We start from the raw sequence: 25,877 nt of genomic DNA on the forward strand, positions 1-25,877 counted from the left end.
TAGCCTTTAAACTTGATAAAGAAACGATACAAAGATATAATCTTGCCAAAAAAGTATTAGAGATTATGAAAGAGGTATATTATGAAGAATAAAGAATTGAAAAATAGAGACCTAGAAGTATTATGGCATCCTTGTACACAGATGAAAGATCACGAGACTTTACCTCTTATACCTATAAAAAAAGCTTATGGAGTATATCTTGAAGATTTTGAAGAAAATAAATACATAGATGCAGTGAGTTCTTGGTGGGTAAATATATTTGGACATACAAATAAATATATAAATTCTAAAATAAAAGAGCAGTTAGATACATTAGAACATGTTATTTTAGCAGGGTTCACACATGAACAGGTGATCAGACTTTCAGAAAGGCTTGTAAAACTTACTCCAAAAGGGCTTGATAAATGTTTCTATGCGGATAACGGTTCATCTGCAGTGGAAGTTGCTTTAAAGATGAGTTACCATGCAAACTTGAATGACGGAAAAAACAAACCGCTGTTTGTATCACTGACAAACTCGTATCACGGTGAGACGATCGGAGCACTGAGTGTCGGAGATGTTGAATTGTATAAAGATACATATAAGCCTCTATTAATTCAATCTATCCAAACGCCTGTACCCAAAGATATGTCGATTGAAGCAGCGCGTGAAGCAGCAGATGCATTTGAAAAATTATGTCAAGAACGTTCTGATGAGATCAGTGCCATTATATTAGAACCTCTTATACAAGGGGCTGGGTATATGCATATGTATCATCCGGAATTTTTAGTGTTTGTACGTGATATCTGTAACCGTTATGATGTTCATCTTATCGCCGATGAAGTTATGGTTGGGTTTGGTAGAACAGGGGAGTTGTTTGCATGTGACGTTGCGGGAATCTCACCTGATTTTATTGTACTTTCAAAAGGATTAACAGGTGGTTATCTACCTTTATCTGTCGTACTCACATCAAATGAAATCTATATGAAGTTCTATTGTGATTATAATGAATATAAAGCTTTCTTACACTCCCATTCATATACCGGAAATGCACTGGCTTGTGCAGCTGCTAATGCAACCTTAGATATATTTGAAAATGAAAATATTATAGAGAAGAACAGAGTACTTAGTGAGCATATGTCAAGACGATTGCAGGAGTTTGAAACACTTGAAAATGTTGCAAGTATTAGACAAACGGGGATGGTGTGTGCCGTAGAACTTAAAGGATATACTACAGAAGACAGGATAGGGTTAAAAGTCTATGATTACGGTTTGAAAAACGGTGTGCTGCTTCGTCCTTTAGGACATGTGGTATATTTCATGCCTCCATATATCCTGACTCAAGAGGAGTGTGACAAGATGTTCGATATAGCACTAGAGGCTGTGAAGTCACTCTAGTTTAGTTCTAAATCGATACTATTGTTATTATCGAGCATCAATAGTCTACAGCTTTTTTCCAAGATGGCAAGTTTTTTTGCCATCTCATGGATATCTCTGTTGTAAGCATACACCCCATATCCGCGTATAATCATAATATTAGTGTTATTTGTTTGAAAATAGTAAGGGATCTCACTTCTTGCACGATCATACCAGTCTTCAAACTGTTTAGGATCGTATATTTCAATATTTCCGAGTACTTTGTGTCCAAAATAATCTTTTGGAGAGATTATGTTGTGGTAGAGTGAGTATGCAGTGGTAAACTGTGGCATAGAGAAACAGATGAATTTTGCATCAGATATTTTTGAGTAGATATTTTGATGGATATCGGCATCTATACTTGCCTGGTGCCATCTGTAATCTTTTTTAAAATAAAGCTCTATTAATGCATTTTCATCAAGATCATCAAAAACAGCCTCTTTTGTATTTATTAAAAAACGTCCCGATTCAGTTTTTGCTGAAAGGGAACCGTGGTAGATCCCGAAGAAATCCTTTCTAAACATAGAAAGAGATAAAGAGGAGAGCTTGCGTTTGAGATGATCTTTATTCATTGTTAGACCTTTTTATAACTTCTAAAATTTGTCAGTAAACTATACAAGAGGTCTACTTAAACCAACTTTTCATTTTATCGATTACTGAATCGAGTACACCTTCATGCGGTTTTGACTCAACTCCGAAAGACTCTTGAAGTTTGTTTAATAACTCTAATTGCTCATCATTTAATTTACTTGGATACTGGAGGTTGATAACGGCAATTAAGTTCCCTTTACCATGTCCGTGAACATCCTCTATACCTTCACCTCTAAAAGTGTATCTTTGTTTATCACGAGTACCGTACTCAAGTTTTAACTCCAGTTCACCTGTAAGTGACGGGATTGTAAGGGTATCACCTTTGATCGCTTGAGTAAAAAATACAGGGATTTCGATATAAACATCATTATCATCACGGATAAAGTGTTTGTCGGGCTGTACGTCAAAAGTTACGTAAAGATCACCGCGGTTTCCTCTTTTACCTATGTTACCTTTACCTGAAACTCTCAGTCTGTTACCAGAATCTATACCTTGAGGTACTTTAATAGAAATACTCTCTTTTACAGTTTTATATCCATCACCTTTACATGTTGAACATCTTTCAGTCGCTGCACTTCCCGTACCGTTACAGTGTGGACATGTTTGAGAGAAAGTCATAAAACCTTGTTTCATAAACACTTGGCCTTGTCCCCCACAATGTGGACAAGTTGAAAGTTTTCCATCTTTTGCACCTGTGCCGTTACAATCACCACAAGCATCTTTATAAGAGTAGTTGATCTCTTTTTCACATCCAAAAACAGCTTCTTGGAAAGTTATTTTCATATCTATATTCATATCAAGCGGATATTTGTCCATATCGGCCGGGTTTCTTCTGCGAGAACGACTGCCTCCGCCAAATCCGCTAAACATCTCTTCAAAGATAGCACCGAGATCGTCAAAGCCGCCAGATGAGCGTGAGCCTCCACCCATCCCAGAAAGACCCTCTTTACCGTATCTGTCATAGATACTTCTTTGTTGTTCATCGCTTAAACACTGGTATGCTTCATTACAAAGCTTGAACATTTTTTCCGCTTCATCGTCTCCGGGATTTTTATCTGGATGGTATTTTTTTGCCATCTTTCTATAAGCTTTTTTGATCTCTGCCTTATCTGCAGTTTGTGATATTTCTAAAATCTCATAATAGCTTAACTCTTCCATTTTTATCCTATATATACGTTTTGGTGGAATTATATCGTTTTTTCCTAACTTTAAATTGAGACTAAAGTTGCATAACTATATAATCCTTTTATGAATAGAGCTATAGTTTTAATTATTATCACAACACTGTTTTTTGGATGTTCTCAAAAAAATCTCAAGCAAGAGGTTGAAGTGATGCAAAAAAGTAGTTTTGATGCATTACCTCAAAGTTTTACCAATGAGGATTTTCAAAATGTTTTAGAACTTTTTCAAGAGAATTGTCAAGCAAAAAGAACACTGAAGCTTTATCCTAAGTTATGTGAAAAATCTTTAGAAGTTGAGAATCCGAGAAACTTTATATTGCAAAACTTTCAGCCTTATAAGTTAAACAATGAAAAGGGCGAGGGGTTATTAACAGGATATTATTTAGCAAGTATAAACGGTTCTTTGGAAAAAACAGATGTTTATAAATATCCGGTCTATAAAACACCGGTAGATTTGGTAAGTGTTAATCTCTCTGAAATCTATCCCGAATTAAAACATTACAGACTTCGCGGCCGCCTGGTTGAGGGCAAAGTGATCCCTTACTATAGCAGATCGGAAGCTGAAAATATAGAAGCTCCCGTACTTTGTTACTGTGATTCTAAAATAGATAAGTTCTTTTTGGAGATTCAAGGTTCCGGAAAAGTGTATCTTGATGATAACACTACCATGTACATAGGATACGATAATCAAAACGGCCGTAAGTATAAGGCGATCGGAAGATATCTGGTAGCTCAGGGTGAGATGAAAATAGAAGATGTATCGATGCAGAGTATAAGAGCCTGGCTTGAATCTCATCCCAAACGTATTGATGAAGTATTAAACTATAACGATTCAATGGTGTTTTTTAGAAAAAAAGCAAAAGGGGCGTACGGGGCACTCGGCATAAAACTTACACCCATGCGCTCGGTTGCAGTCGATCGTAAATATATAAAATTGGGATCTATGTTATACTTAGATGCTGATTTAGAGGATAGAAAAATTAGCAAAATTGTCTTTGCACAAGATACCGGTGGAGCGATTAAAGGGAGTGTAAGAGCCGACTTTTTTACAGGCTTCGGAACAGAAGCCGAGGAGCTTGCCGGTAAGTTAAAGGCACCGCTGAAATTATGGGTATTTTTACCAAAAGAAGAGAAAAAAGAGAGAGATGAATAGTTCATTAGATAAATTTAACCGTTTAGTTGATGCCCTCCAAGAGTTACCCACTATCGGAAAAAAATCAGCTACACGACTTGCATATTTTATGATCATGAACGATACATATGCAGGGATGAAGATAGCCCATGCTATCGAAGATGCTCTGGGTTCTTTAAAGAAATGCAGAATATGCGGCGGGATGAGTGAAGATGAGATCTGCCATATCTGTTCAGATGAAAATCGTGATACTACTTTGCTATGTATGGTCGAAAACGCAAAAGATATTTTACTGCTTGAAGAGAACGGTCTTTTTGAAGGGAAGTATTTTGTTTTAGAAAGTTTAGAGGAGTTGAGTGTCTCTCATTTAGAAGATATAGTGAAAAACGGGGTGGAAGAGATCTTGTTTGCCCTTACACCTTCTATTGCAAACGATGCAGTGATTTTATATATTGAAGATAAGTTAAGCCACTATAATGTCCATTTCTCGAGAATTGCTCAGGGTGTTCCAACCGGAGTTAGTTTGGAAAATATCGATCTTTTATCTTTAACAAGAGCTTTAGAGGATAGGGTGAGAGTATAAATGAAATATATACTGGTATTACTTCTTGTTTGCAATGCACTTTTAGCAGAAGAGGATCTTAGAGATGAACAATGGTTTAGCGGTTCAGACTTAGAAGCATACAAAGTAAACTATTTTTGTCCGGCTTCCTATAGAGACAAAAGTTATACTTCTTTTATAAAAGATACGGAATATAAACATACTGAGGTTGAAGTCCAGATCAGTATTAAATATAATGTTGCAAAAAATATATTTGGTTTAGGGGGAAAATATTATGCCTCATACTCTCAACATGCATTTTGGCAGCTTTATACAACTTCAAAACCTTTTCGTGAAAATATATATAACCCGGAACTATTTGCACGCTACGATATAAAAAGCTTGAATATAGAACACCTAGATAGCCTGCAACTCGGATATGAACACCAATCTAACGGAAATCCGGATACTACATATACGACAGTAGACGGAGAAGCAATCGGTAATATCTCAAGGGGGATAAATACTCTTTACGCAACTGTAGGGTTGATACATGGAAATCTGCATACGGATTTAAGAGTTTGGTATCCTATTTTTTCATTAGAAGATAATCCTGATATTATGGATTATATAGGTTACACAGGTTTAGGTGTAAAATACTTCGCCGGTGAAGAAGTGTTTTCAATGGATCTAAGAGGAAATTTAGCGACAAAAAAGGGTTCTGTCGAAGTGGCTTATGCATATCCGGTTGGACGTGCAGTTAATCTCTACTTTAAAGTTTTTAGCGGTTATACAGAAACTTTAATCGACTATAAAAATTATGTCAATAAGTTTTCTATAGGTTTTAGTTTCTCAAGATAAAAGTTTAATAGAGAAAGCTTTTTTGCATCTGCTCTTTGATATCCTCTTTTTTCAGGGCAAAGTTTGTAAATAACTCATTAGCAAGTACCCCTTGTCCTAAAAGCATATCTACACCGTCTTTAAAAGGGATTTTCTTCTCTTGTGAGAGTTGTAAAAAAGGTGTTAGTTTTCCGTAGATAGCATCAGCTGCATAACGTGTATGGCTAAGGATATCTTCGATCATCTCTTTTGGAGCCGGAAGATTATTATCAGATAAACCCGCACTGGTTGTATTGACTACAAGATCAAACTCTGAGACTTTAAAGTCATCCCATGTAAAGACTTTACATCCAATAGAGCTGAAAAACTCAAGACGTCCTGCAGAACGGTTTAGAACACTAACATCTAAACCTTCTTCGAGAAACTTCATACTAAGTGCTTTTGCAGTACCGCCTGCACCGATAATAAGTACTTTTTTGATGTTTTTAAACTCTTCAATGCTAAACATAAAACCGTCTGCATCGGTATTATAACCGATCAGCTTACCGTTTTCATTGATCAAAGTATTTACAACACCTACTTTTTGTGCAAAGCCTCTTACTTCATCACACGCTGCATAGGCTGCCTCTTTATGCGGAACAGTTACATTTGCACCGCTTAGTTTGAGATCGAAAAAAGTTTCTTTGAGTTTTTCACCGTCTAATAAGTGAGTGCGAGTATAGCACCCTTCGTAGCCCATGTTTTTAAAAACAGTGTTGTGCATTAAAGGGCTTCGTGAGTGGGAAACCGGATTGCCGAATATAGAAAAAAGTTGCATCAGTTTTTATCTAAGTCCTCTAAAGAGTGGATAAGTGCTCCGAGTTTGTTTTTTACTTCAAGATACTCTAACTCATCGATACTGTCGGCAACAACACCTGCACCAGCTTGTAGTACCACTTTTTCAGGTTTTACAAGGGCAGTTCTAATTGTAATGGCACTATCCATATTCCCGTCAAACCCGAAGTAACCTATACTTCCACTGTAAAAACCGCGTTTAAGTCCCTCATACTCGGCAATAAGCTCCATTGCACGAATTTTTGGTGCTCCCGTCATTGTCCCTGCCGTGAATGTTGCCATAAAAAGGTCAAACATATCTTTATCTTCTTGAAGTTCGGCTACAACATCAGATACGATATGCATAACGTGAGAATAACGTTCAATATGCATCATATTCTCAACTTTTACGCTTCCTGTCTTTGCTACACGTCCAACATCGTTACGACCTAAATCGATAAGCATAAGGTGTTCAGCTAACTCTTTTGGATCAGCTAAGAGCTCCTCTTCAAGTTCCTTGTCGCGCTCTTTTGTTTTACCGCGTTTTCTAGTACCTGCAATAGGGCGGAGCAATAATTCACCCTCATCAAGTCTTACCATAACTTCAGGTGAAGAACCCACGATACTAAAATCTTCGTACTCCATTAAAAACATATATGGAGATGGATTTTTTGCACGTAAAATTCGGTAAAAACTAAATGGATCAACTTTGATGTTTCTTGTAAAGCGGTTTGTCATAAGGATCTGAAAAACATCACCCGATTTAATCATCTCTTTTGATTTCGCGATCATATCAAAGAACTTCTCTTTAGTATGGGCAAAACTTCCCTTGTCATCACCGATATTGTGTACACGGTGTTTATATACGTAAGTTGATTTGAGATGGTTTTCAAGATCATCAAACTGCTTTGCATAATCTTCTAAAGTAGAAACAAGTGTTATCTTGTTGTTTTTATGTGAATAGACAAGTACCATTTTCGGCAGAATCAGGTCAAGATCGGGAGTATCTAGCTCATCTTCAAGATTATCCATATAAGGCTTGAGAACAGGTTCAAACACTTTTACCATATCGTAACCGATGTAACCGATAAAACCGTCTACATAACCGATATTAAGTTCTCTTGCTATCTCTTTATAGATTGAAGAGTCTATCTTTGCATAATAGTTTTTTAAAAATGTAAAAGGGTTCTCATCTTTTGTATGTTTAGTGCCGTTTTGATCAGTATAAACTGTTTGATCATTAATATACTGTAATCTTTCTCTTGCACCTATACATATAAAGCTGTAATTACCTTCGCTTTGACTGGCACTTTCAAATAAATATGTAATCTCACCCTCAAAAAATTCTTTTATTTTTGAATAGACCGCTATGGGTGCTAGCTGGTCTAACGTAAACTGTTTATTATGTATCAATTTTGAGCCTGTAAAAATTATTTTAACTTCACTAAAAATGCACCCGGTTCAACTTTTGAACGTAGTACACGTCTTGCATCTCTAGCTTCTTGTTCTGTTGTAAAAGGTCCAACAAGTACTTTGTTTAAAGTTTTATTGTTAACTCTTACTTTATGGTACATATACTGGTAACCGAGTTTTGTAATAGATTGTAAAAATTTCTGATTCGGTTCATATTTTGTAAATGAACCAACTTGAATATAGTATGCTGCTGTATTAGTAACTTTTTGTGTTACAGGTTTTGGAGCAGGTTTTACTACTGTTTTTACCGGTTGTGTTTGTACAGTTGGTTTCACTTGAGGCTGCACAACATTTTCTTCTTGTGATTCCTCTTTTAACTTTTGTGCAATTTTATCTAAATCAGCATCATCTACACTATCATCTTCAATAACTTCAACCTCTTCAAAAAGTGGTTCATCATTTCTGGTTGTTTGTTCAGGAGCATTAGCACTCTGGATCTCTTCTTCAACAATGTTTTGTTGTGGTTTTGGTGGAATAACAGTTTGAGGCGTACCATTAATGTTATCTGAACCGCATGATTTCATAATTGTAACAACAGCAATAAGTATAATACCTAATGTTGCAATAGCCAACACCATTTTTTTACTAGAACCTGAAGATGAGCTCTTATTTAAAACGATATCACTTAGTTCATTGTTTTCATTCATAATTTTTACCTCAGTAGTTATTTGATTGATTTATAATACCAAAAATAGGATAAATAAACAACTGTATGACAGATGTATTACATATGTTTTCTAAAGAAAGCTAGTTGGCTTTTCTAAAGAAGTTACATGTGCTTTGACCAAGAAGCTCCACGCTCTTTTGCGTATACTTCATATGGTAGAGTTAAAATGTTGTATTCATCCGGCATATCATTGTTTGGAAACATACGCCATTGTTTTGGTTGTTTAGCAGCTAACTTCATACTTAACATTTTCCCAAGTTGGATAGCCTCTTGTAGAGTAGTATGCCCCTTGTGGATATAAACATGAAGATGACCCTCTGTTTTTGTTTTGTATGCAGTGAAGTTTATGAAGCCTTCTTCACGAAGAAGAAGTTGTGTTTTGTGGTAAAAGCGCTCCGGATCTCTGCCGTTGTAATCAATTACTATGTTTTCCACTTTATTGTGTTTATTCACAAGTGAATGTGCAACTGTAATTTCACCTTTTAGGTGTTTGTTGATCACTGATTGAGACAGCATCTCATCTACTCTTTCAAACTTGTTGTAAAAAGTACGACCTTTAAAGTTGATTTTGTCCACTACCGTATCTCTTTTGATCCAGTAGTGGTCTGTTACCATTTTTATAAGCTTGAGATCCATTGCGGTCATAATATATACCCGATTAGTACGTTGACTGGTTATATATTACAAAGTTTTGTGCTAGTTCTTTTAACTCTGCTTTTACTTGTGCTTGAAGTTCAGTATTGTTAATATCATCTAAAATATCAGCCATTTTGTTTGCAATAAGTTCAAACTCTTTTTCTTTCATACCGCGAGATGTAAGTGCAGGTGAACCTACACGAATACCTGAAGTAACGAACGGACTTCTTGTCTCACCAGGAACAGTGTTTTTGTTTACTGTAATACCAGCATTACCAAGAGCTGCATCAGCATCTTTTCCACTGAAGTCTTTGTTTAAGAAACTTACTAGTACTAAGTGGTTATCTGTTCCTCCACTTACTACATCGTATCCACGTTTGATAAGAACATCAGCTAAAACAGAAGCATTCTTTTTCACTTGCTTAGCATACTCTTTCCATTCATCAGAAAGGTTGTGTTTAAATCCAACAGCTTTAGCAGCGATTACATGAACAAGCGGTCCACCTTGAAGACCCGGGAAGATTGCAGAGTTAACTTTTTTAGCGATCTCTTCATCATTTGTCATGATCATACCACCACGTGGTCCTGCAAGAGTTTTGTGCGTAGTTGTAGTTACAACGTCAGCATATGGGAATGGGCTAGGGTGCTCACCTGCAGCTACTAAACCAGCGATATGAGCGATATCAGCAAATAAAATAGCACCAACTTCATCAGCAATTTCACGGAATTTTTTGAAGTCGATTTCACGAGCATAAGCAGATGCACCACATACGATGATCTTAGGCTGAGTGATCTTAGCGATATCCATAACTCTGTCGTAGTTGATTCTACCGTCAAGCTCTACACCGTAAGTGAAAGATTGGTAGTTTTTCCCAGAAAAGCTTGGTTTTGAACCGTGAGTTAAGTGTCCACCGTGGCTTAAATCCATACCAAGAATTTTATCACCAGCTTTTAAAAGTGCTGCATATACTGCACCGTTTGCCTGGCTTCCTGCATGTGGTTGTACGTTTGCATAGTTACAACCGAAAAGTTTACAAGCTCTATCGATTGCTAATTGCTCAACACCATCAGCATATTCACATCCGCCGTAATATCTTTTTGCCGGATATCCTTCAGCGTATTTGTTTGTAAAAACGCTTCCCATAGCTTCCATTACAGCCGGAAGTGTAAAGTTTTCAGATGCGATCATCTCTAAGTGATCAGTTTGTCTTTCAAGCTCTTGCTCACATAAGTTGTATACTTCTTCATCAAACTCTTTTAAAAAGCTCATACTCTAAAATTCCTCATTTCATAAAATTGGCAAGATTATACTAAAAATATCATAATAGAGTTCTGAATGTGAAGAAGAGAATTGGAGATTAATTTTTATAAAGGTTAAAATGTGATACGATCCTACCCCAAAATAAACAAAGGATTGTAGAATGATTAAAAATCTACTTGCATTTATAGGTGCTGTTGTAATTGTAGCTGTAATCGGTCTTTACGCTAGTTTCGGTTCAAAAGTTAGTGCGTTGGATTCAAAAGCGATGCCGGCTTTTATGGCTATGTTTGATAATATTTTAACTAATGGTGATCCTGCACGTGCTATGATGAAAACGTGGAAAGTTGAAGAAGGTATCAGTGGTGATGAAGTAAAAGAATCAATTGAAGCACTTACTGAAGAATACAATATGAGACTTACTGGTTATGTAAAAATGTATACAAAAGAAGATGCTGGACCAGATGAAGTTAAAGAAGCAAGAATTTTCTCTTTATGTAATCTAACTACTGCAAAAGTATTCTTAAATTATTCACAATGGTATGGTGGTTTTATGCCATGTAGAATTATGTATATTCAATACGGAAACGGTGATGCAAATTTAATTAGTATGGATATGACATTGGCAATTCATGGTGGTAAACCACTTCCAAAAGAGATGCTAGAAGCTGCTCTTAAAGTAAAAGAAGCTATGGAAAAAGTTCCAGAACGTGCTGCAAAAGGTGATTTCTAAGGAAATTATCTTTCTTCAGAAATTTTTGGACTTCTAAGATTTAGATGCATAGCATCTGAGATAACGATTGAAGATAGCAAATGACTTTCCGCTAGGTAATTTATTTGCTACTCTGTTTTATTATCTTTTTTTAGCATGGTTTGCTTATATTTTTCAATTTCTTTATAGGTCATTGAAAGACCACTATAATAAGAAAATAATACAAATAATAATACAGGTAAAGCAAAAAAAGATAAAACTGGTTGCCACTTGGTAATAATAAATAGTAGAAATAATATAAAATGACCAGTATATATCATACCTATTCCACTTTCAAAATTTTTAGATGCGTTTAAAATTTCAATATCTATATTAGAATATTTTTCTTTAAGAAGATACCTTATTATTAAAATATATATTATAATTAGTGCAAAATACCAATTGTCTTCAGATATACCAAAACTATTTCGAAGTATTGACATTGTTATAAACAATAAGATTGGTGCTATGATAAAAATATAAACACTCCATCTAGCAACTATATATGCTTTTATCAATTTAATCCCCCTAATCGAACATCTTTCAACGAACATCTTTCAACGAACATTATATATAGATCAGCTTGATATGAGATAAATAAATGAACACCAAAAATGTTAATTTCAATTATAAAATTATTGCAAAATACAATACTTTGTTTAATTGATTTGGAAAAGAACTAAAATTTTTCAAATATCAATGTTCATTTAAAAATATATTTGCCGTTATTTGATCATTTTGTCGTTTGATTGGCAGAAAAAAGTGTTAAATGTACATTTTGTCATTTAATTTTTAGGGGAGGGGGCAAGGAGTAGGTAACTCCTTGTAAACTATTTTTCTTCTTCTTCACTTTCTTCGTGAGAAGTTTCATTGTGTAGAGGTTTCATAGCCGGGAACAGTAATACATCACGAATACTATGTTCATTTGTAAGAAGCATTACAAGTCTGTCAATACCAATACCTTGTCCTGCAGTCGGTGCCATTCCGTAGCTGAGTGCTTCAACGAAATCGCTATCCATTTCATGAGCTTCATCATCACCGCTGTCTTTTGCAGCCATTTGTCCTTCAAAACGCTCTAGCTGATCAACTGGGTCATTTAACTCGCTGAATGCATTTGCAATTTCACGACCTGCAATGAAAAGCTCAAATCTTTCAGTGATAGCAGGGTTCTCATCACTTCTTCTTGCAAGTGGAGAGATCTCTACCGGATACTCTGTAATAAATGTCGGATCGATCAGTTTCTCTTCAACAAACTCGTCAAAAAGTTCCCCTTGAAGTTGTCCAAGATTCATAGCTTCATTTACATCGATGTTTTTAGATTTTAAAAACTCTACGATTTTATCTTTGTCGTATACGATCTCTTCAGGAACACCACCGATCTCTGAAAGAGATTTAATAAGTGGAATTTCCGTAAAGTTATCAAAGTTAACTTCCATATCACCGTACGGTAAAATAGTTGGAAGGTTTAGGTGATCAAAAAGGTAGTGAAAATACTCTTTAGTGATCGCAATTAAATCTTTGTAGGTTTTGTATGCCCAGTAGAACTCGATAGAAGTAAATTCAGGATTGTGTGTAGCATCCATACCTTCATTTCTAAAGTTTCTATTGATCTCAAATACCGCTTCAAATCCACCAACGATTAGTCTTTTTAGGTAAAGCTCAGGTGCAATTCTTAAGTATCTGTCAATTCCAAGTGCATTATGGTGTGTAACAAACGGTTTTGCATTTGCTCCACCCGCAATAGGATGCATCATAGGTGTTTCAACTTCTAAGAACCCTTTGTCTTCAAAGAATCTTCTTGTAAGAGAGATCACTTGTGAACGGATCTGGAACGTACGTCTTACTTCAGAGTTCATAATAAGGTCAAGATATCTTTTTCTGTATCTGATCTCTTTATCTGTAATTCCGTGGAATTTTTCAGGTAGCGGAGAGATTGCTTTTGTTAAAAGTTTAAGTTCATCTACATGTAAAGAAAGTTCCCCTTTACCTGTAACAAACGGATAACCTCCAACTTCGATAATATCACCAACTTCAATGTTTTTCTTAAAAGTTTCATTGTAGAAACCTTCAGGAAGATTGTCTCTGGCAATATACACTTGAAGCATACCGCTCTCATCTTCAATTTTGGCAAAACTTGCTTTACCCATGATACGAAGAAGTTTGATACGACCACTTACGATGTAGTGGCGTTTTTCATCACGCTTCTCCTCTTTATCAAAAATATCTTGGTTTACATTAACATATTTATTAATTGTTGTATTTCTTTTTGAATCATTAGAATATGGATTGAAACCAGATTCTTTTAAAACTTTCGCTTTTTGGATTCTTTGTTGTATGAATTTATTATCAAAAATCAAAAATTATTCCTTTATTAGTTAAATTTATTTTTTTTCTTGGCACGATTTACATATGCCATAGATTTGCATAGAATGATCAAGCATTTTAAAACCAAGTTCATCTGTTATCTTATGCTGACGTTTCTCTATCTCTTCATCTACAAATTCAGTGATATTTCCACAAACAGTACAAATAAGGTGATCGTGATGATCTTTTGCCCCGAGTTCATATTTTTTCCCTTGAGCCCCGAAAGAGAGAGAAGTTACAATGTTAGAGTCTTCCAAAAGAGATAGTGTACGATAAACCGTTGCAATTCCCGTTTTTAGTTCCGGATATTTCTCTTGTATGATTCTATGTAACTCTTCAGGTGTAAGGTGCTCATCTGAGTTATATAAAGTTTCTAAAATTACTTCACGTTGAATTGTGAACTTAAGATTGTTCTTTTTAATTAAAGATTTAAAATCATCAAGAAGTTGATTGTATTCAATTGTTCTATCATTAAAGTTAGTTGTTATTTCTGACATGACTAATTCTCTTTTGTTAGATTTGTTTCTTGTGTTAAATTAGTTTCAATAGTTGCATTGATTTCACTAATATTTTTTTCTATAGAATCTTGAATCATCTCTTGTGCAGTCTCTTCTACAGTTTGTGTAACTGCATCAATATTCTCTTGAACTTGTGCAACCTCTTCAACTGGATCGATTTTCATGATAAAACTACCTGTAGAAACAAAAACAGGGTATAAGATACTGTTGCTCATCACAGAATCTAAAGTCGGTTTTAAAGATTTGATATTGCTAATAGCAAATGCGATAACAGCACCGATTAAGAAAAACTTACTTGCACCGAAAACAAAACCTAATATTTTATCTAAAGCGCCTAGGCCGCTTAACTTGCTTAGTTTGTGAAATATCATTCCCGTTAGGATCATCAATACCCAAAACAGAGCTAAAGAGACTAAAAAACCTGTAAAGCTGATAGCTGACGGATTTGAAAACTTAAAGATCATATCACTTAAATATTCACCTACATCATCACCAATTCTAGATGCGATAAAGATACCGCCGATGATCCCGATAAGTCCAAATACCTCTTTGAAAAAACCGTTAATAATCCCTTTTAAACCTAGTAGAAGTATTATAACTCCCGCAACAATATCAAAATAATTTAATTCCATTTACTTCTTTTCCACGTTCATTTGATTTTTACCATTACTTTTTGATCTGTATAAAGCTTTATCTGCTCTTTCGATAAGATCTTCCATAGTATCGCCGTTATGGTATTGTGTAGTTCCAATACTTACTGTAACTTGAAGGGTAGTCCCTTTATAGATGAGTTTGTTTGAACTTACAAGTTTTAAAACTCTTTCCGAGATGTTTAGACAACTGTCATGATCAATTCTATTTAAAATAATAACAAACTCTTCCCCACCGTATCTGAAGATTTTATCTCCGTCACGTAAAGTTTTCTTCAGAAGATTTGCAAGGAAAATAAGTACTTTGTCACCTGCAACATGACCGTAAGTATCATTGATGTTTTTGAAGTCGTCTATATCAAGAATAAGGAAGTGCATCTCGTGCTTTATCTCTCCCTTTTCACAGACTTGATTAACATAAGAGTTTAATGCACGTCTGTTAAAAACCTTTGTAAGAGGATCAAGTTGTGAGTTCTCTTCAAGATCTTTGATTTTGTCCTGTAAACTGTTTATGACACCATTTGCTTTTTCTATTTCGTGTGTCATATGTTTATGTATCTCGTCAAACTTTTCAGTGATTGTCTGGATGTCTACTAATGAACTTTTTTTATACTCTTCTAGATTTGCTTGATGTTGTTCTGTTAGATCTAAAAACTTGTCGCTTGTTTCCTGGTATGATGATATTCCCTGTTCGGCAATAATTTTATATGCATTTGTAAATGCTTCTTTTGCATGCTCGACAGTATCCATGTCATCTTCATGGATCGATTGGATAGTGAGTGCTGAATCTTGAAGATATTCAGCAACTTGATCTTTTGTAGGATGCTCTTGTGCATCAATATTGTCGATAAGATCATTACAAAGCTGTGTCACAAGGGACTTTAAATCATCTTTTTTCAATTCAGGAACTCCATCAATTTTATAAGGGTGATTATACAAAAATTAACCATAAATAAAACTTTTATATAAAAGATAGCTAAAAAAAGATTGAACTCATATTGATTTTAACTATTATTAGATAGAATTGCGAAAAATAATACATTTAAGGTTATAACTATGAGTATATGGACCCCATCTAGCTGGAGAGAAAAACCAATTTTACAACAACCAACTTATCCTGATCAAGGGAAGTTAAATGATGTTTTAACTGAGTTAAAAAACTATCCGCCTTTAGTTTTTGCTGGAGAGGTTCGTTCACTTAAAGAACAACTTGCAAATGTTGCAAACGGAAAAGCATTTTTATTACAGGGTGGTGATTGTGCTGAGAGTTTCAGTGAGTTTCATGCAGACAACATTCGTGACACTTTTAAAGCTTTAATGCAAATGGCTGTAGTGATGACATATGCCGGTGGACTTCCTGTTGTTAAAGTTGGAAGACTTGGCGGTCAGTTTGCAAAACCGAGATCAAGCGACACTGAAACTATAGATGGTGTAACACTAGATTCATACCGTGGTGATATCATCAACTCTGTTGATTTTACTACAAATGCCCGTGTACCTGATCCAGAACGTATGATCAAAGCATATAATCAGTCTGCTGCTACGCAAAACTTGCTTCGTGCTTTTGCTTCTGGTGGTTTAGCAGATCTACACCAAGTTCATAAATGGACTTTAGATTTTGCTCATCAAGATGATGTAACACAAAAATATGAAAAACTTGCAGATGATATTCAGCAGTCGTTGAAGTTTATGGAAGCATGCGGAATCACTTCAAAAACTTATAGAACATTACGTGAGACAGATTTTTATACTTCACATGAAGCGTTATTACTTCCGTATGAAGAAGCATTTACTAGAAAAGATTCAATTACCGGTGACTGGTACAATGTTGCTGCACATATGGTTTGGATCGGTGATAGAACTCGCCAGCTTGACGGTGCTCATGTTGAATATATGAAAGGTATCCATAACCCTATCGGTATTAAAGCGGGACCGTCTATGGATCCTGAAGATTTAGTACGTCTTGCAAATGCGGTAAATCCTGAAAATGAAGCGGGCCGTTTAAATATCATTGTTCGTATGGGTGCAAACAAGGTAGCTGAAGGTTTACCGGCACTTATCCGTGCAGTTGAGAAAGAAGGTTTAAATGTAGTTTGGTCATGTGATCCGATGCATGGAAATACAATCAAATCTTCAAACAACTATAAAACTCGTCCGGTAGACGATATCTTAACTGAGATGAAACAGTTCTTCCAAGTACATAAAGCTGAAGGGACTCACGCCGGTGGAGTTCACTTAGAGATGACAGGTAAAAACGTAACTGAGTGTATCGGTGGAAGCTTTACTGTAACAGAAGAGGATTTAAGTTCTCGTTACCACACACATTGTGATCCGCGTCTAAACGCTGACCAATCTTTAGAGCTTGCATTTTTAATTGCAGACTCTTTAAAAGAAGCACAAAAGTAGAGAGAAACTCTCTGCTTTTATCTTATAAAATAGCAAGTATCCAAACAGTTCCGAAAGTTAGATAGATAAAACTGTTTAACAGTGTAATTACTCCCCCGTATTTATAAACCTCTTTAGATTCAATATATCCAGAACCGAGATAGATAACATTTGCAGATGAGCCTTGCGGCGTGATCATCGCATTGAAGTTTGTTGCAAAAAGAAGCATTAGCGCTAGCAATTCCGCAGGTACACCTGTTTCAATACCTACACCTAAAAAGACCGAAAAAAGTGCCAGCATCTGTGCAGTTTGAGATACGAAAAAGTAGTGGATAGCTACATATGAAAGCACAAGTATGATGTAGATTAACTGCCAGGAAAAACCGATTACAAAGTCAGATATATGAGCTCCCAGCCAAGACATAAATCCTAAATGGTTTAACTCCGAACTCATAGAGTATAAAATGGCAAACCACACAAGAGTTCCCAGTGCTCGTCCCTCTTGTGCCAAATCTTCCAAAGTAAAGATATTTGTTATCATGATAGCTGCAAGTCCCAAAAAGGCAATGGCAGTTTTATCAAATCCAAATATCGGAGAGAGTACCCATAGCGTTACCATGGAAATAAAGGTAAAGCCCATGATATATTCGTTTTTGTGTACAGGCCCCATATGTTCAAGCTCTCTCTCAGCAATTTGCGGTGCATCGGGTGTCTCTTTTATCTCAGGGGGAAATATTTTAAACAGTACCCATGGAATCGCAATGAATGCAAGAAGGGTAGGGAGTGATGCAGCTAATGCCCATGAGCCGTAGCTGATATGCACACCAAACTCCTCTGCCATCTTTACCCCGGCAGGATTGGCTGCCATTGCCGTAAGCCACATTGCCGAAGAGATTGTAATTCCGGCCATTGAGGTCATCATCAGGTATGCACCCAGTTTTTTTCGTGTACCGTCAGCTACTTTGGAACCGCTGTCGGCTGCAAGAGCATTTACGATCGGAAACAAGACACCGCTACGTGCAGTATTACTTGGAAAAGCAGGAGCAATGAACATATCAGCTGCGATCATAGAATAGCCTAAACCTAAAGAGGATTTGCCAAATTTTTTGATAATTAAAAATGCTATCCTTTTTCCAAGCCCTGATTTTATGACACCTCTGGCTATTAAAAAAGCGACGATAATTAAAAGGATAAAACTTTGGGAAAATCCGCTGTATGCTTCTTTTGGAGAGAGGGTAGAGGTGAGGATGGTAAAACTTACCCCTATGATAGATGCGGTAAAGATAGGGAAAGCTTCGATAATAACTGCAAAAATTACGGAGATAAATATCGCAAAAAGATGCCATGCCTGGATTGTAAGTCCATCGGGGGCCGGAGTAAACCATAACAAAATGCCAAATGCAAAGATGGCAAGTTGTTTTAAATGAAGTATTAGATTTCTTTTTTTATGATGTCCCATTTTCAATCGCCTCTAGTTTTTCCTCTATAGTTAAAAGCTCTTCCACTTTTTGCTCATACACAGCTTCGATCTCTTCAAGCTCTTTTGCTAAGACAGAGATACCGATCTTCTCATAGCAAGCAGGATCAGCCAAACAGTTGTTTTTCTCTTCAATAGTGTTTTCAAGCTCTTCAATTTCGTGCGGGAGTTTTTCCAGGGCGATTTTCTCTTTGTATGTGAGTTTGACAGGTTTTGTTTTCTCTTGTACGATTTCTTTAGGTTTTTCCTCTACAATTGAGGCCTCTTTTTCCATCTCGTCAAGCTCATGCAACTCTTTTTCAAGTTCTAAGTATTCACTGTAATCCTGATAAGACTCTTCAATCGTTTGATCTTTTTTGAAAATGAAGAGTTTTTTCGCGATCTTATCAACAAAATATCTATCGTGACTTACCAGTATAACAGCACCAGGAAAGTTTGTAAGCTGCTCTTCCAAGATATTAATCGTTGGAATATCGAGATCATTTGTAGGCTCATCGAGGATCAAGATATCTACTTTTTTTGTAAAGAGGAGGGCTAATGCTACACGGTTTTTCTCTCCACCACTCAGCACTCCTATCTTTTTATCTAAAAACTCACGAGGGAAAAGAAAGTTTTTAAGGTATCCGTAAACATGGAGATCTTTTCCTTGCACACTTACACGATCCCCGCCATTTGGACAGAAAGTCTCAATAAGGTTTTTATCATCATCGAGCATTTCGCGATGTTGATCAAAATATCCGATTGTAAACTCCCCTTGTTTAATCTTTCCAGACGTTGGTTTGATACGTCCAAGAAGTGTTTTTAATAGTGTGGATTTTCCACTGCCGTTTGGACCAACAATTGCAATCACATCTTTTTGGAGGATTCTTGTAGAAAAATCGTGAAGTAACTCTTTATCACCTAGTTTCAGATGTAGATCTTCGATCTCAAAAAGCATTTTTTGTTTGTTTATGCTTTTGTCACGGTTGAAGTGTTTTGCTTCGCGTTGTAGCTCCATAGACATTTTTCTAATCTTGCTAGGATTGTTTTTTGCAGCTTCACGAAGTTCCATTAAACGTTCTTTACGCCCTTCATTACGTTTAAGTCTTGCTCTTACACCGCGTGAGTACCATTCATTTTCACGTTTGAGTAGTGAAAGTAAAGTTTCATGTTGTTTTTGAAGATTTTGCAGGTATTGCTCTTTTTGTGTGAGGTAATCACTATAACCGCCTTTGTATTCGCGTAATGCACAATCTTCAACCTCGATCGATTTTGTTGCAACTCTGTCGATAAAGTAACGGTCGTGAGAGATAAAAACAAGTGTAAACTTCTCTTTAAGTAAAAGCTCTTCTAAGAACTCAACCATATAGACATCAAGGTGGTTGGTAGGCTCATCAAGTAGAAGTACATCAGGCTTTTGAAGAAGAAGTGAAGCAAGTGCAACACGTCTTTGCTCCCCACCGCTTAGTAGTGCAATTGGTTTGTCCTCGTAACGTTTGAGATCGAAGTGCTGGATAATGCGCTCGATCTTGTCATCCAAGTTCCAAGCGGAGTGGTGTTCGATGTAGTTGGAAAGTTTTTCGTGTTCACGTAAGAGTGTTTTGTTTTCAAAATCTTCAGCCAAAAGATTTGTAAGTTCGTTATAGCGCTCTTTTGCGGCATTGATCTCTTTTAAACCAGCCTCAACAGCTTCACGAACATTGTGGCCCTCTTCAAAAACGGGACGTTGATCGAGCATTTTGATTTCTATGTCGTTTTGGACAATACGTTTTCCCTCATCAGCATCGAGCGTGCCGTTTACGATCTTCATAAGCGTTGATTTTCCGCTTCCGTTTTTACCTATGATAACGATACGTTCGCCCTCATCAACATGAAAATCGATCTCTACAAGGATCTTTTGTGCAGAGTAGTGTTTTGAAATGTTTTGTAAGTCTATTAATGCCATAAAATTGTTCTTATTTTTTTGTTGGAATTATAACTTTTTTTAGCTGTAAGAACACTTTTTCAAGGCCCAATACAACAGCGCCAACGATCATTCCTACAAGAAGCTCCCCTATAATTGAAGGAAGATTGTGTAAGAGTTCATGGATCTGGTGAACATTGTGCATGTAAATTCCACCAGCTACTAAAAGCATTGCCAGTGTCCCGATCACAGTCAGAGCTTTGATCACTTTTGGAAGGGAAGTTACGAGCAGTAAACCGATGCTTTTACGAAGTCTATTTTCCTCTTTTGCCGTTGCAATTAGATGAAAACCTATATCATCCATTCGAACGATGAGGGTAACGATCCCATACACCCCGATCGTCGCTAAAAAGGCTACAATACTTACAGCGATCAGCTGTGTTGCAAAAGTTTCATTTATAACGATGCCAAGAGCCATGATTACAATTTCAATTGAGAGGATAAAGTCCGTTTTTATTGCAGACTTGATCTTCTCTTTTTCTATATAAAGTATCTCATCTTCAGTGAGTTGTAGATCCGGGTCTTCATGCTTATGGTGTTTGTGAGGCATGATCCACTCTAAAATTTTTTCAGCTCCCTCGAAAGCAAGATAAGCACCACCGAGCATAAGTATAGGAATAATTGCCCACGAAGCAAAATAGCTAAGCAAAAAGGCAAGAGGTAAGATAATGAGTTTATTGATAAATGAGCCTTTTGTGATCGCCCATAGTACAGGAATCTCACGTGAAGCTGCAAAGTTGGAGGCTTTTTGGGCATTTACGGCTAAATCATCCCCTAAAATTCCCGCGGTTTTTTTTGTAGCAACTTTTGTCATAGAAGCTGCGTCGTCTAAAAGAGTTGCGATGTCGTCAAAAACGGCAAAAAAACCACCTGTCATTGTTTGATCTCCTCCGGATAGCAGAACTGCTTGGCAGTGTACCATGTTGCTATCCCCGTATCATTGTAGTTGTACTCTCTTTGTTTAACAGGAATAGAATCATTTCGTAGCTTTGATCGGATAATCCCGATAACAATAAATCCTAAAAGAAGTGTTAAAACGGCTATAAACCATCCCTCTAAGTACCATACAATAAGTGTAATAGGGTAGATACTAAATTGTAAGAATATTCTAATTGCAAGTGCAATTATTTTACATCTTTTAGTCAGCAGTTTTGGTGTGGGTTCCATCATATCTATAAAATTTATGTCCATGTCTGAATTATAGCCTAAAATAGTAATTTTTCAGTAGACTAAATAAACTTTAGTTGAATTGACTAAAGTTTATTGATAGTATTTGCATTCATTAACAAATTTTTGCTAGAATTTTACAAACTTAATAAAAAAGGAAGATAAATGGCAACACATAAGTTTCAAACAGAAGCAAATCAAATACTACATTTAATGATACATTCACTCTATTCAAATAAAGAGATATTTTTAAGAGAGCTTATCTCTAATGCTTCAGATGCATTAGATAAACTTAATATGCTCCATTTAACTGATGACAAATACAAAACTATAAATTTTAATCCTCGTATAGAACTAGTACCGAACAAAGATGAAAAAACATTAACAATTATAGACAGCGGTATAGGTATGAACGAAGAGGACCTAATGAACAACTTAGGTACGATCGCAAAATCGGGTACAAAAGCGTTTTTAGAGTCTTTAAGCGGTGACCAAAAACAAGATTCTCAACTTATCGGACAGTTCGGTGTAGGTTTCTACGCAGCGTTTATGGTAGCAGGAAAAGTTGAGGTTACTACAAAAAAAGCGGGTGAAGATAAAGCTTTCAAATGGACAAGTAACGGTGACGGCGAGTTTGATATCGAAGAGGCATCAAAAGATTCACACGGAACGGAGATCAAACTTTTCCTAAACGATGATGAAACAGAGTTTACAGAAACTTTTAGACTTGAGTCTTTAATTAAAAAATACTCAAACCACATTCCGTTTGCAATCTTTATGGATAAAGAGAACCATATCCCTGCAAAAACAGATGATGAAGGGAATGAAACAGAGAGCGCAAAAACTGAAGTAAACAATGAGCAGATCAACAAAGCAAATGCACTTTGGAGCATTGCAAAATCTGACGTTACTGATGAAGAGTATAAAGATTTCTATCAAACAATCGCGCACTCAAGTGAAGAGCCGTTAACTTGGATGCACAATAAAGCAGAAGGTGCTATTGAGTATACAACTTTATTTTATATCCCAAGCAAAGCACCAATGGATATCTTCAGAGTTGATTATCAATCGGGTATTAAACTTTACATCAACCGTGTATTTATTACAGATGATGAAAAAGAGCTTATGCCGACATATTTAAGATTTTTACGCGGTGTAATTGATTCAAAAGATTTACCGCTGAATGTTTCTCGTGAGATCTTACAAAGCAATGCTGTAATGGCAAAGATCAAAAATGCTTCAGTAAAGAAAGTACTTTCTGAACTAGCAAAAATGATGAAAAAATCTCCTGAAAAGTACGATACATTCTACAAAGAGTTTGGAAACGTTCTTAAAGAGGGACTTTATAACGACTTTGCAAACCGTGAGAAAATCTTAGAATTATTAAAATTCAATACATTAAATTCAGACGAGCAGACATCAATCGAAGAGTTTGTAAAAAATGTAGATGAAGAGAAAAAAGAGATCTACTACATCACTGGAAAATCTTCACTGGATATGCTAAAAAAATCTCCTGTGTTAGAGAAGTTTAAAGCAAAAAATATCGATGTACTAGTTCTAAATGAAGAGGTAGATACAATAATCTTCCCAATGGTAACTGAGTATAAAGAGTATAAACTTGTAAACGTTACTGATGCGAAGCTTGAAGAGAGCGAAGAGGAACAAAAAGCCAAAGAGGAGCTTTCTAAAGAGTTTGAAGGTTTTACAACTGAGATGAAAGAGCTTCTTGGTGAAGAGGTAAAAGCTGTTGAGGTAGCACCTGAACTTGTTGAATCGGCTGTTGCAATTAAAGCTGACAAAGAAGATCCTGCATATATGATGGCACAGATGATGAAACAGATGGGACAAGGCGGTGATGTTGCAGAACCGGCTCCTATTTTACAGGTAAATCCTAACCACGATCTGATCAAAAAGCTAAAAGACTCGGCTGACCAAAATTTAATTGCAGATGCTGCACATGTACTACTTGATCAAGCAAAACTGTTTGACGGTCAAGAGTTGAAAGATACTGCAGATTTTGTTACAAGATTGAACAGAATTATCACAAAAGCATTATAAAAAAGTGTTAAATGAGTGTTTTTGTAGCACTTATTGACGATATTAAATAACATTTTCTAGCAAAAAAGGTAACTTATATAAAAATATGTTATCTTTTTGCTAATGCTAGAGAAACTTAAATATTATATTACGAATATACACGAAACCGATCCTATTACACTTTCAGAACAAGCAGAGATCTTATGTCACGAACTGTTTGTATTTGAACTTTCACATTTAGATATAGGGAACTATGCATATGATCCTACTACTGCTGTGGAAGAACTAGGTCTTGATAAAGAGTTGGTAGAACAACTGGTAGAAGACTATGTAGAACAAGTGACAAAATCTGTTGTACAATTTGAAGAATATTTAAAAAAACTCCAAGACTCTAAGGCACATCATCAAGAGTTAGATTACACATTATTTAGAGAACTGGCACATAAAAATTTGGGTGTTGCAAGGAACCTTCGTATCCATGACGCACAAGTATTGCTTGATGAATTAATGAAGAAAGATGATTTAGATTATCTTGTAACGTGTTTGGAAGCTTTAAAATATTGTGCAATCAAGTTAAAACCAAAGCGTGCGTACGATACACTTCGACTTATGGAAGTGAAAAGTAGCTTATAAAATTTATCTGTCTCGTAGAGCTTGTGAGATCTGCTCGAGCTTTCCTTCAGGTTTTTTAATGATTACTACTTCGTTATCTTTAGTTGGAAGAGCAAAAGCAAGTATGATGAAAATAAATGAAAACAGTATGCCGCTAAGTAAGCTAAGAATCAATTTTAATTTAAAATCACTCATAAATATCCTAAAAATTTGGTTGTTTATTATACCATTATTTACCCTTGATGCAAAAGAACCTACTATGATGATGTTAAAAAGAGCTGTAAATAACTCTCTGCAGGAGTTTCAGATTGCTCCGTATTACTCTTTTGTATGCAGACCTTACGGTGTCGTTACTATTGATGAGGTTTTAAACTCTAAAAAAATAGATAAAGAGTGTAAAGAAACACTCCAAAAATTTTACATTCAAAATCCCAAGCTTTACCATCTAAATCGTCGTTATTTAAAAAGAAAATCTTTTTATCATGTAGAGTATGTAGATAAAAGCTGTATTGTCTATGCAAAAGGGGAATTTACCTTTTCGGAGATTTTATTGCAAGAGGGGCTCGCTTTAACAAAAAAAAGCTTACAAAGTGAAGTCTTTAAAGCAAGATTTGAATCAACACAAAAAAGTGCCGAAACTTGGAAAAGGGGAGCCTTCTCCGATCCAAAAGTACTGAGTTGTATGAAGCGTTATTATTAAATTCTCTTTTTGGTCTATTTGTGTGTTAAGTAGATCCAGAACTCTTTGTGTGTATGTCCCTTATTTAAAAAGAAAAATTGTAAAATTGCTACACGATAAAGTGTAACAAGCATCTTTGCATACGGGATAAAAAGGCTCAAGCTAACAAAAATAGATTGTTCTTTATCTCCTTTTGATTCAATCATCTCTTTCATACCGATATTTTTACTTAAATAGAGTCCAAAAAGAATGGAAAATAAAAAGTTTAAAATTAGTCCAAAAATCATATATGCTATAAAATCTTGTTCATACATACCTGCAATCATATTTACTATATCCTATTAAAAATTTATTTGTTTATATATTTATGAAAGTGTATCTAAAAGTTCTTTATGAAAATTTTAGATTTTTTTACTGAATGAAAAAGTAACATCCAATTGATATTTTTAAAACTAATAAAGGATTAAAAACTTTATTTAAACATCTTTTTACTATACTACAGCGGACAAATTATGGATAAAGGTAAAATTTTATGGAAACTAACCTTGTAATAGAGGGGATCAAGTTTATGTTTTTAGGGATGGGGACAGTATTTGCGTTCTTAGTTATTATGATTATAGCTATGAATCTTATGTCTTCAGTGATACATAAATTTTTCCCTGAACCACAAGCGAATGCTGATGTTACAGATACAGCAAAGCAACAGGGCAATAAAAAAGTGATTGCGGCTATTACAGCAGCTATAAAATACCATAGAGAAGGGTAAGG

General features: G+C 35.7%; 27 protein-coding genes. 10 read left to right on the top strand and 17 right to left on the bottom strand.

Annotated elements, in window-relative coordinates; all coding sequences use genetic code 11:
- The first annotated feature begins 81 nt into the window (after positions 1 to 81).
- Entirely contained in the window at positions 82 to 1,377 is a 1,296-nt protein-coding gene (locus tag QWY88_RS10145) for an adenosylmethionine--8-amino-7-oxononanoate transaminase (protein ID WP_304546275.1), read from the top strand.
- Here the strand turns inward: QWY88_RS10145 and QWY88_RS10150 are convergent.
- Both QWY88_RS10150 and dnaJ read right to left on the bottom strand, forming a co-directional pair.
- Positions 1,374 to 1,967 (bottom strand): class II aldolase and adducin N-terminal domain-containing protein, encoded by a 594-nt coding sequence (locus QWY88_RS10150; RefSeq protein WP_304546276.1) that lies wholly within the window; start codon positions 1,965 to 1,967, stop codon positions 1,374 to 1,376. The two genes, QWY88_RS10145 and QWY88_RS10150, sit on opposite strands and share 4 nt — an antisense overlap.
- A gap of 52 nt (positions 1,968 to 2,019) precedes the next feature.
- Positions 2,020 to 3,144, bottom strand: a complete 1,125-nt coding sequence (gene dnaJ, locus QWY88_RS10155; RefSeq protein WP_304546277.1) for a molecular chaperone DnaJ — start codon at positions 3,142 to 3,144, stop codon at positions 2,020 to 2,022.
- A gap of 90 nt (positions 3,145 to 3,234) precedes the next feature.
- Here dnaJ and mltA point away from each other — a divergent pair, with 90 nt between their 5' ends.
- Genes mltA through QWY88_RS10170 form a run of 3 tightly spaced genes read left to right on the top strand, consistent with a single transcriptional unit; the run spans position 3,235 to position 5,701 of the window.
- On the top strand, positions 3,235 to 4,320 hold the full coding sequence (mltA, locus tag QWY88_RS10160; protein ID WP_304546278.1) for a murein transglycosylase A: 1,086 nt from the start codon (positions 3,235 to 3,237) through the stop codon (positions 4,318 to 4,320).
- The gene (gene recR / locus QWY88_RS10165) at positions 4,313 to 4,882 is read left to right on the top strand and encodes a recombination mediator RecR (protein ID WP_304546279.1); all 570 of its coding nucleotides are present in this window, start codon (positions 4,313 to 4,315) and stop codon (positions 4,880 to 4,882) included. Before mltA ends, recR begins: the two co-directional genes overlap by 8 nt.
- A complete protein-coding gene (locus QWY88_RS10170; protein WP_304546280.1) occupies positions 4,883 to 5,701 on the top strand; it encodes a phospholipase A in 819 nt (272 codons plus the stop codon). It abuts the gene before it with no gap.
- Between the two features lie 4 nt (positions 5,702 to 5,705).
- Here QWY88_RS10170 and QWY88_RS10175 read toward each other — a convergent pair whose 3' ends face one another.
- From QWY88_RS10175 to QWY88_RS10195, 5 genes are all read right to left on the bottom strand, one after another.
- On the bottom strand, positions 5,706 to 6,497 hold the full coding sequence (locus QWY88_RS10175) for a shikimate dehydrogenase (protein WP_304546281.1): 792 nt from the start codon (positions 6,495 to 6,497) through the stop codon (positions 5,706 to 5,708).
- A complete protein-coding gene (locus QWY88_RS10180) occupies positions 6,497 to 7,906 on the bottom strand; it encodes an anthranilate synthase component I family protein (protein ID WP_304546282.1) in 1,410 nt (469 codons plus the stop codon). Before QWY88_RS10180 ends, QWY88_RS10175 begins: the two co-directional genes overlap by 1 nt.
- Positions 7,907 to 7,923: 17 nt before the next feature.
- Positions 7,924 to 8,613, bottom strand: a complete 690-nt coding sequence (locus QWY88_RS10185; protein ID WP_304546283.1) for an SPOR domain-containing protein — start codon at positions 8,611 to 8,613, stop codon at positions 7,924 to 7,926.
- Positions 8,614 to 8,735: 122 nt separating this feature from the next.
- Positions 8,736 to 9,278, bottom strand: a complete 543-nt coding sequence (locus QWY88_RS10190) for a DUF1882 domain-containing protein (protein WP_304546284.1) — start codon at positions 9,276 to 9,278, stop codon at positions 8,736 to 8,738.
- A 13-nt stretch (positions 9,279 to 9,291) separates the two neighbouring features.
- Positions 9,292 to 10,539 (bottom strand): serine hydroxymethyltransferase, encoded by a 1,248-nt coding sequence (locus QWY88_RS10195; protein WP_304546285.1) that lies wholly within the window; start codon positions 10,537 to 10,539, stop codon positions 9,292 to 9,294.
- Positions 10,540 to 10,690: 151 nt separating this feature from the next.
- Here QWY88_RS10195 and QWY88_RS10200 point away from each other — a divergent pair, with 151 nt between their 5' ends.
- Positions 10,691 to 11,260 carry a DUF302 domain-containing protein gene (locus QWY88_RS10200; protein ID WP_304546286.1) on the top strand — a complete coding sequence of 190 codons (570 nt, stop codon included), beginning with the start codon at positions 10,691 to 10,693 and terminating at the stop codon, positions 11,258 to 11,260.
- A gap of 107 nt (positions 11,261 to 11,367) precedes the next feature.
- Here the strand turns inward: QWY88_RS10200 and QWY88_RS10205 are convergent, their stop codons facing one another.
- From QWY88_RS10205 to QWY88_RS10225, 5 genes are all read right to left on the bottom strand, one after another.
- Positions 11,368 to 11,796 carry a hypothetical protein gene (locus QWY88_RS10205; protein WP_304546287.1) on the bottom strand — a complete coding sequence of 143 codons (429 nt, stop codon included), beginning with the start codon at positions 11,794 to 11,796 and terminating at the stop codon, positions 11,368 to 11,370.
- Between the two features lie 312 nt (positions 11,797 to 12,108).
- Positions 12,109 to 13,635 (bottom strand): lysine--tRNA ligase, encoded by a 1,527-nt coding sequence (gene lysS / locus QWY88_RS10210; protein WP_304546288.1) that lies wholly within the window; start codon positions 13,633 to 13,635, stop codon positions 12,109 to 12,111.
- Positions 13,636 to 13,659: 24 nt separating this feature from the next.
- Positions 13,660 to 14,139, bottom strand: coding sequence for a Fur family transcriptional regulator (locus QWY88_RS10215; RefSeq protein WP_304546289.1), 480 nt, complete (start codon positions 14,137 to 14,139; stop codon positions 13,660 to 13,662).
- A gap of 2 nt (positions 14,140 to 14,141) precedes the next feature.
- On the bottom strand, positions 14,142 to 14,792 hold the full coding sequence (locus QWY88_RS10220) for a CvpA family protein (protein WP_304546290.1): 651 nt from the start codon (positions 14,790 to 14,792) through the stop codon (positions 14,142 to 14,144).
- The gene (locus QWY88_RS10225) at positions 14,793 to 15,710 is read right to left on the bottom strand and encodes a GGDEF domain-containing protein (protein ID WP_304546291.1); all 918 of its coding nucleotides are present in this window, start codon (positions 15,708 to 15,710) and stop codon (positions 14,793 to 14,795) included.
- A 156-nt stretch (positions 15,711 to 15,866) separates the two neighbouring features.
- On the opposite strand from QWY88_RS10225, the gene QWY88_RS10230 reads away from it, so the two are divergent.
- On the top strand, positions 15,867 to 17,216 hold the full coding sequence (locus tag QWY88_RS10230) for a class II 3-deoxy-7-phosphoheptulonate synthase (protein WP_304546292.1): 1,350 nt from the start codon (positions 15,867 to 15,869) through the stop codon (positions 17,214 to 17,216).
- A 22-nt stretch (positions 17,217 to 17,238) separates the two neighbouring features.
- Here QWY88_RS10230 and QWY88_RS10235 read toward each other — a convergent pair whose 3' ends face one another.
- Genes QWY88_RS10235 through QWY88_RS10250 form a run of 4 tightly spaced genes read right to left on the bottom strand, consistent with a single transcriptional unit; the run spans position 17,239 to position 21,805 of the window.
- Positions 17,239 to 18,654: a DASS family sodium-coupled anion symporter gene (locus QWY88_RS10235; RefSeq protein WP_304546293.1), complete on the bottom strand. Its 1,416-nt coding sequence runs from the start codon at positions 18,652 to 18,654 to the stop codon at positions 17,239 to 17,241.
- The gene (abc-f, locus tag QWY88_RS10240; protein ID WP_304546294.1) at positions 18,641 to 20,596 is read right to left on the bottom strand and encodes a ribosomal protection-like ABC-F family protein; all 1,956 of its coding nucleotides are present in this window, start codon (positions 20,594 to 20,596) and stop codon (positions 18,641 to 18,643) included. Before abc-f ends, QWY88_RS10235 begins: the two co-directional genes overlap by 14 nt.
- 10 nt (positions 20,597 to 20,606) lie before the next feature.
- The gene (locus QWY88_RS10245) at positions 20,607 to 21,491 is read right to left on the bottom strand and encodes a DUF808 domain-containing protein (protein ID WP_304546295.1); all 885 of its coding nucleotides are present in this window, start codon (positions 21,489 to 21,491) and stop codon (positions 20,607 to 20,609) included.
- On the bottom strand, positions 21,488 to 21,805 hold the full coding sequence (locus tag QWY88_RS10250; protein ID WP_304546296.1) for a hypothetical protein: 318 nt from the start codon (positions 21,803 to 21,805) through the stop codon (positions 21,488 to 21,490). Before QWY88_RS10250 ends, QWY88_RS10245 begins: the two co-directional genes overlap by 4 nt.
- 141 nt (positions 21,806 to 21,946) lie before the next feature.
- Here QWY88_RS10250 and htpG point away from each other — a divergent pair, with 141 nt between their 5' ends.
- The 3 genes from htpG to QWY88_RS10265 all read left to right on the top strand — a co-directional run bounded on the left by htpG (position 21,947) and on the right by QWY88_RS10265 (position 25,130).
- Positions 21,947 to 23,839, top strand: coding sequence for a molecular chaperone HtpG (gene htpG, locus QWY88_RS10255; protein WP_304546297.1), 1,893 nt, complete (start codon positions 21,947 to 21,949; stop codon positions 23,837 to 23,839).
- Positions 23,840 to 23,941: 102 nt separating this feature from the next.
- A complete protein-coding gene (locus tag QWY88_RS10260) occupies positions 23,942 to 24,451 on the top strand; it encodes a hypothetical protein (RefSeq protein ID WP_304546299.1) in 510 nt (169 codons plus the stop codon).
- A gap of 58 nt (positions 24,452 to 24,509) precedes the next feature.
- Positions 24,510 to 25,130 (top strand): hypothetical protein, encoded by a 621-nt coding sequence (locus tag QWY88_RS10265; RefSeq protein ID WP_304546300.1) that lies wholly within the window; start codon positions 24,510 to 24,512, stop codon positions 25,128 to 25,130.
- 14 nt (positions 25,131 to 25,144) lie between these two features.
- Here the strand turns inward: QWY88_RS10265 and QWY88_RS10270 are convergent, their stop codons facing one another.
- On the bottom strand, positions 25,145 to 25,435 hold the full coding sequence (locus tag QWY88_RS10270) for a hypothetical protein (RefSeq protein ID WP_304546301.1): 291 nt from the start codon (positions 25,433 to 25,435) through the stop codon (positions 25,145 to 25,147).
- 206 nt (positions 25,436 to 25,641) lie between these two features.
- Here QWY88_RS10270 and QWY88_RS10275 point away from each other — a divergent pair, with 206 nt between their 5' ends.
- Positions 25,642 to 25,875, top strand: coding sequence for an OadG family protein (locus QWY88_RS10275; RefSeq protein ID WP_304546302.1), 234 nt, complete (start codon positions 25,642 to 25,644; stop codon positions 25,873 to 25,875).
- Positions 25,876 to 25,877: the final 2 nt, after the last annotated feature.

It is taken from the genome of Sulfurimonas sp. hsl 1-7, from assembly GCF_030577135.1.
In the GTDB taxonomy this organism is placed as follows: domain Bacteria; phylum Campylobacterota; class Campylobacteria; order Campylobacterales; family Sulfurimonadaceae; genus Sulfurimonas; species Sulfurimonas microaerophilus.

What these genes read in the sequence shown, in the direction of transcription:
- QWY88_RS10145 (WP_304546275.1), top strand. Translation starts at nt 82, where the DNA reads ATGAAGAATAAAGAATTGAAAAATAGAGACCTAGAAGTATTATGGCAT.
- QWY88_RS10150 (WP_304546276.1), bottom strand. Translation starts at nt 1,967, where the DNA reads ATGAATAAAGATCATCTCAAACGCAAGCTCTCCTCTTTATCTCTTTCT.
- dnaJ (WP_304546277.1), bottom strand. Translation starts at nt 3,144, where the DNA reads ATGGAAGAGTTAAGCTATTATGAGATTTTAGAAATATCACAAACTGCA.
- mltA (WP_304546278.1), top strand. Translation starts at nt 3,235, where the DNA reads ATGAATAGAGCTATAGTTTTAATTATTATCACAACACTGTTTTTTGGA.
- recR (WP_304546279.1), top strand. Translation starts at nt 4,313, where the DNA reads ATGAATAGTTCATTAGATAAATTTAACCGTTTAGTTGATGCCCTCCAA.
- QWY88_RS10170 (WP_304546280.1), top strand. Translation starts at nt 4,883, where the DNA reads ATGAAATATATACTGGTATTACTTCTTGTTTGCAATGCACTTTTAGCA.
- QWY88_RS10175 (WP_304546281.1), bottom strand. Translation starts at nt 6,497, where the DNA reads ATGCAACTTTTTTCTATATTCGGCAATCCGGTTTCCCACTCACGAAGC.
- QWY88_RS10185 (WP_304546283.1), bottom strand. Translation starts at nt 8,613, where the DNA reads ATGAATGAAAACAATGAACTAAGTGATATCGTTTTAAATAAGAGCTCA.
- QWY88_RS10190 (WP_304546284.1), bottom strand. Translation starts at nt 9,278, where the DNA reads ATGACCGCAATGGATCTCAAGCTTATAAAAATGGTAACAGACCACTAC.
- QWY88_RS10195 (WP_304546285.1), bottom strand. Translation starts at nt 10,539, where the DNA reads ATGAGCTTTTTAAAAGAGTTTGATGAAGAAGTATACAACTTATGTGAG.
- QWY88_RS10200 (WP_304546286.1), top strand. Translation starts at nt 10,691, where the DNA reads ATGATTAAAAATCTACTTGCATTTATAGGTGCTGTTGTAATTGTAGCT.
- QWY88_RS10215 (WP_304546289.1), bottom strand. Translation starts at nt 14,139, where the DNA reads ATGTCAGAAATAACAACTAACTTTAATGATAGAACAATTGAATACAAT.
- QWY88_RS10220 (WP_304546290.1), bottom strand. Translation starts at nt 14,792, where the DNA reads ATGGAATTAAATTATTTTGATATTGTTGCGGGAGTTATAATACTTCTA.
- QWY88_RS10230 (WP_304546292.1), top strand. Translation starts at nt 15,867, where the DNA reads ATGAGTATATGGACCCCATCTAGCTGGAGAGAAAAACCAATTTTACAA.
- QWY88_RS10235 (WP_304546293.1), bottom strand. Translation starts at nt 18,654, where the DNA reads ATGGGACATCATAAAAAAAGAAATCTAATACTTCATTTAAAACAACTT.
- abc-f (WP_304546294.1), bottom strand. Translation starts at nt 20,596, where the DNA reads ATGGCATTAATAGACTTACAAAACATTTCAAAACACTACTCTGCACAA.
- QWY88_RS10245 (WP_304546295.1), bottom strand. Translation starts at nt 21,491, where the DNA reads ATGACAGGTGGTTTTTTTGCCGTTTTTGACGACATCGCAACTCTTTTA.
- QWY88_RS10250 (WP_304546296.1), bottom strand. Translation starts at nt 21,805, where the DNA reads ATGGACATAAATTTTATAGATATGATGGAACCCACACCAAAACTGCTG.
- htpG (WP_304546297.1), top strand. Translation starts at nt 21,947, where the DNA reads ATGGCAACACATAAGTTTCAAACAGAAGCAAATCAAATACTACATTTA.
- QWY88_RS10260 (WP_304546299.1), top strand. Translation starts at nt 23,942, where the DNA reads ATGCTAGAGAAACTTAAATATTATATTACGAATATACACGAAACCGAT.
- QWY88_RS10265 (WP_304546300.1), top strand. Translation starts at nt 24,510, where the DNA reads ATGATTACTACTTCGTTATCTTTAGTTGGAAGAGCAAAAGCAAGTATG.
- QWY88_RS10270 (WP_304546301.1), bottom strand. Translation starts at nt 25,435, where the DNA reads ATGATTGCAGGTATGTATGAACAAGATTTTATAGCATATATGATTTTT.
- QWY88_RS10275 (WP_304546302.1), top strand. Translation starts at nt 25,642, where the DNA reads ATGGAAACTAACCTTGTAATAGAGGGGATCAAGTTTATGTTTTTAGGG.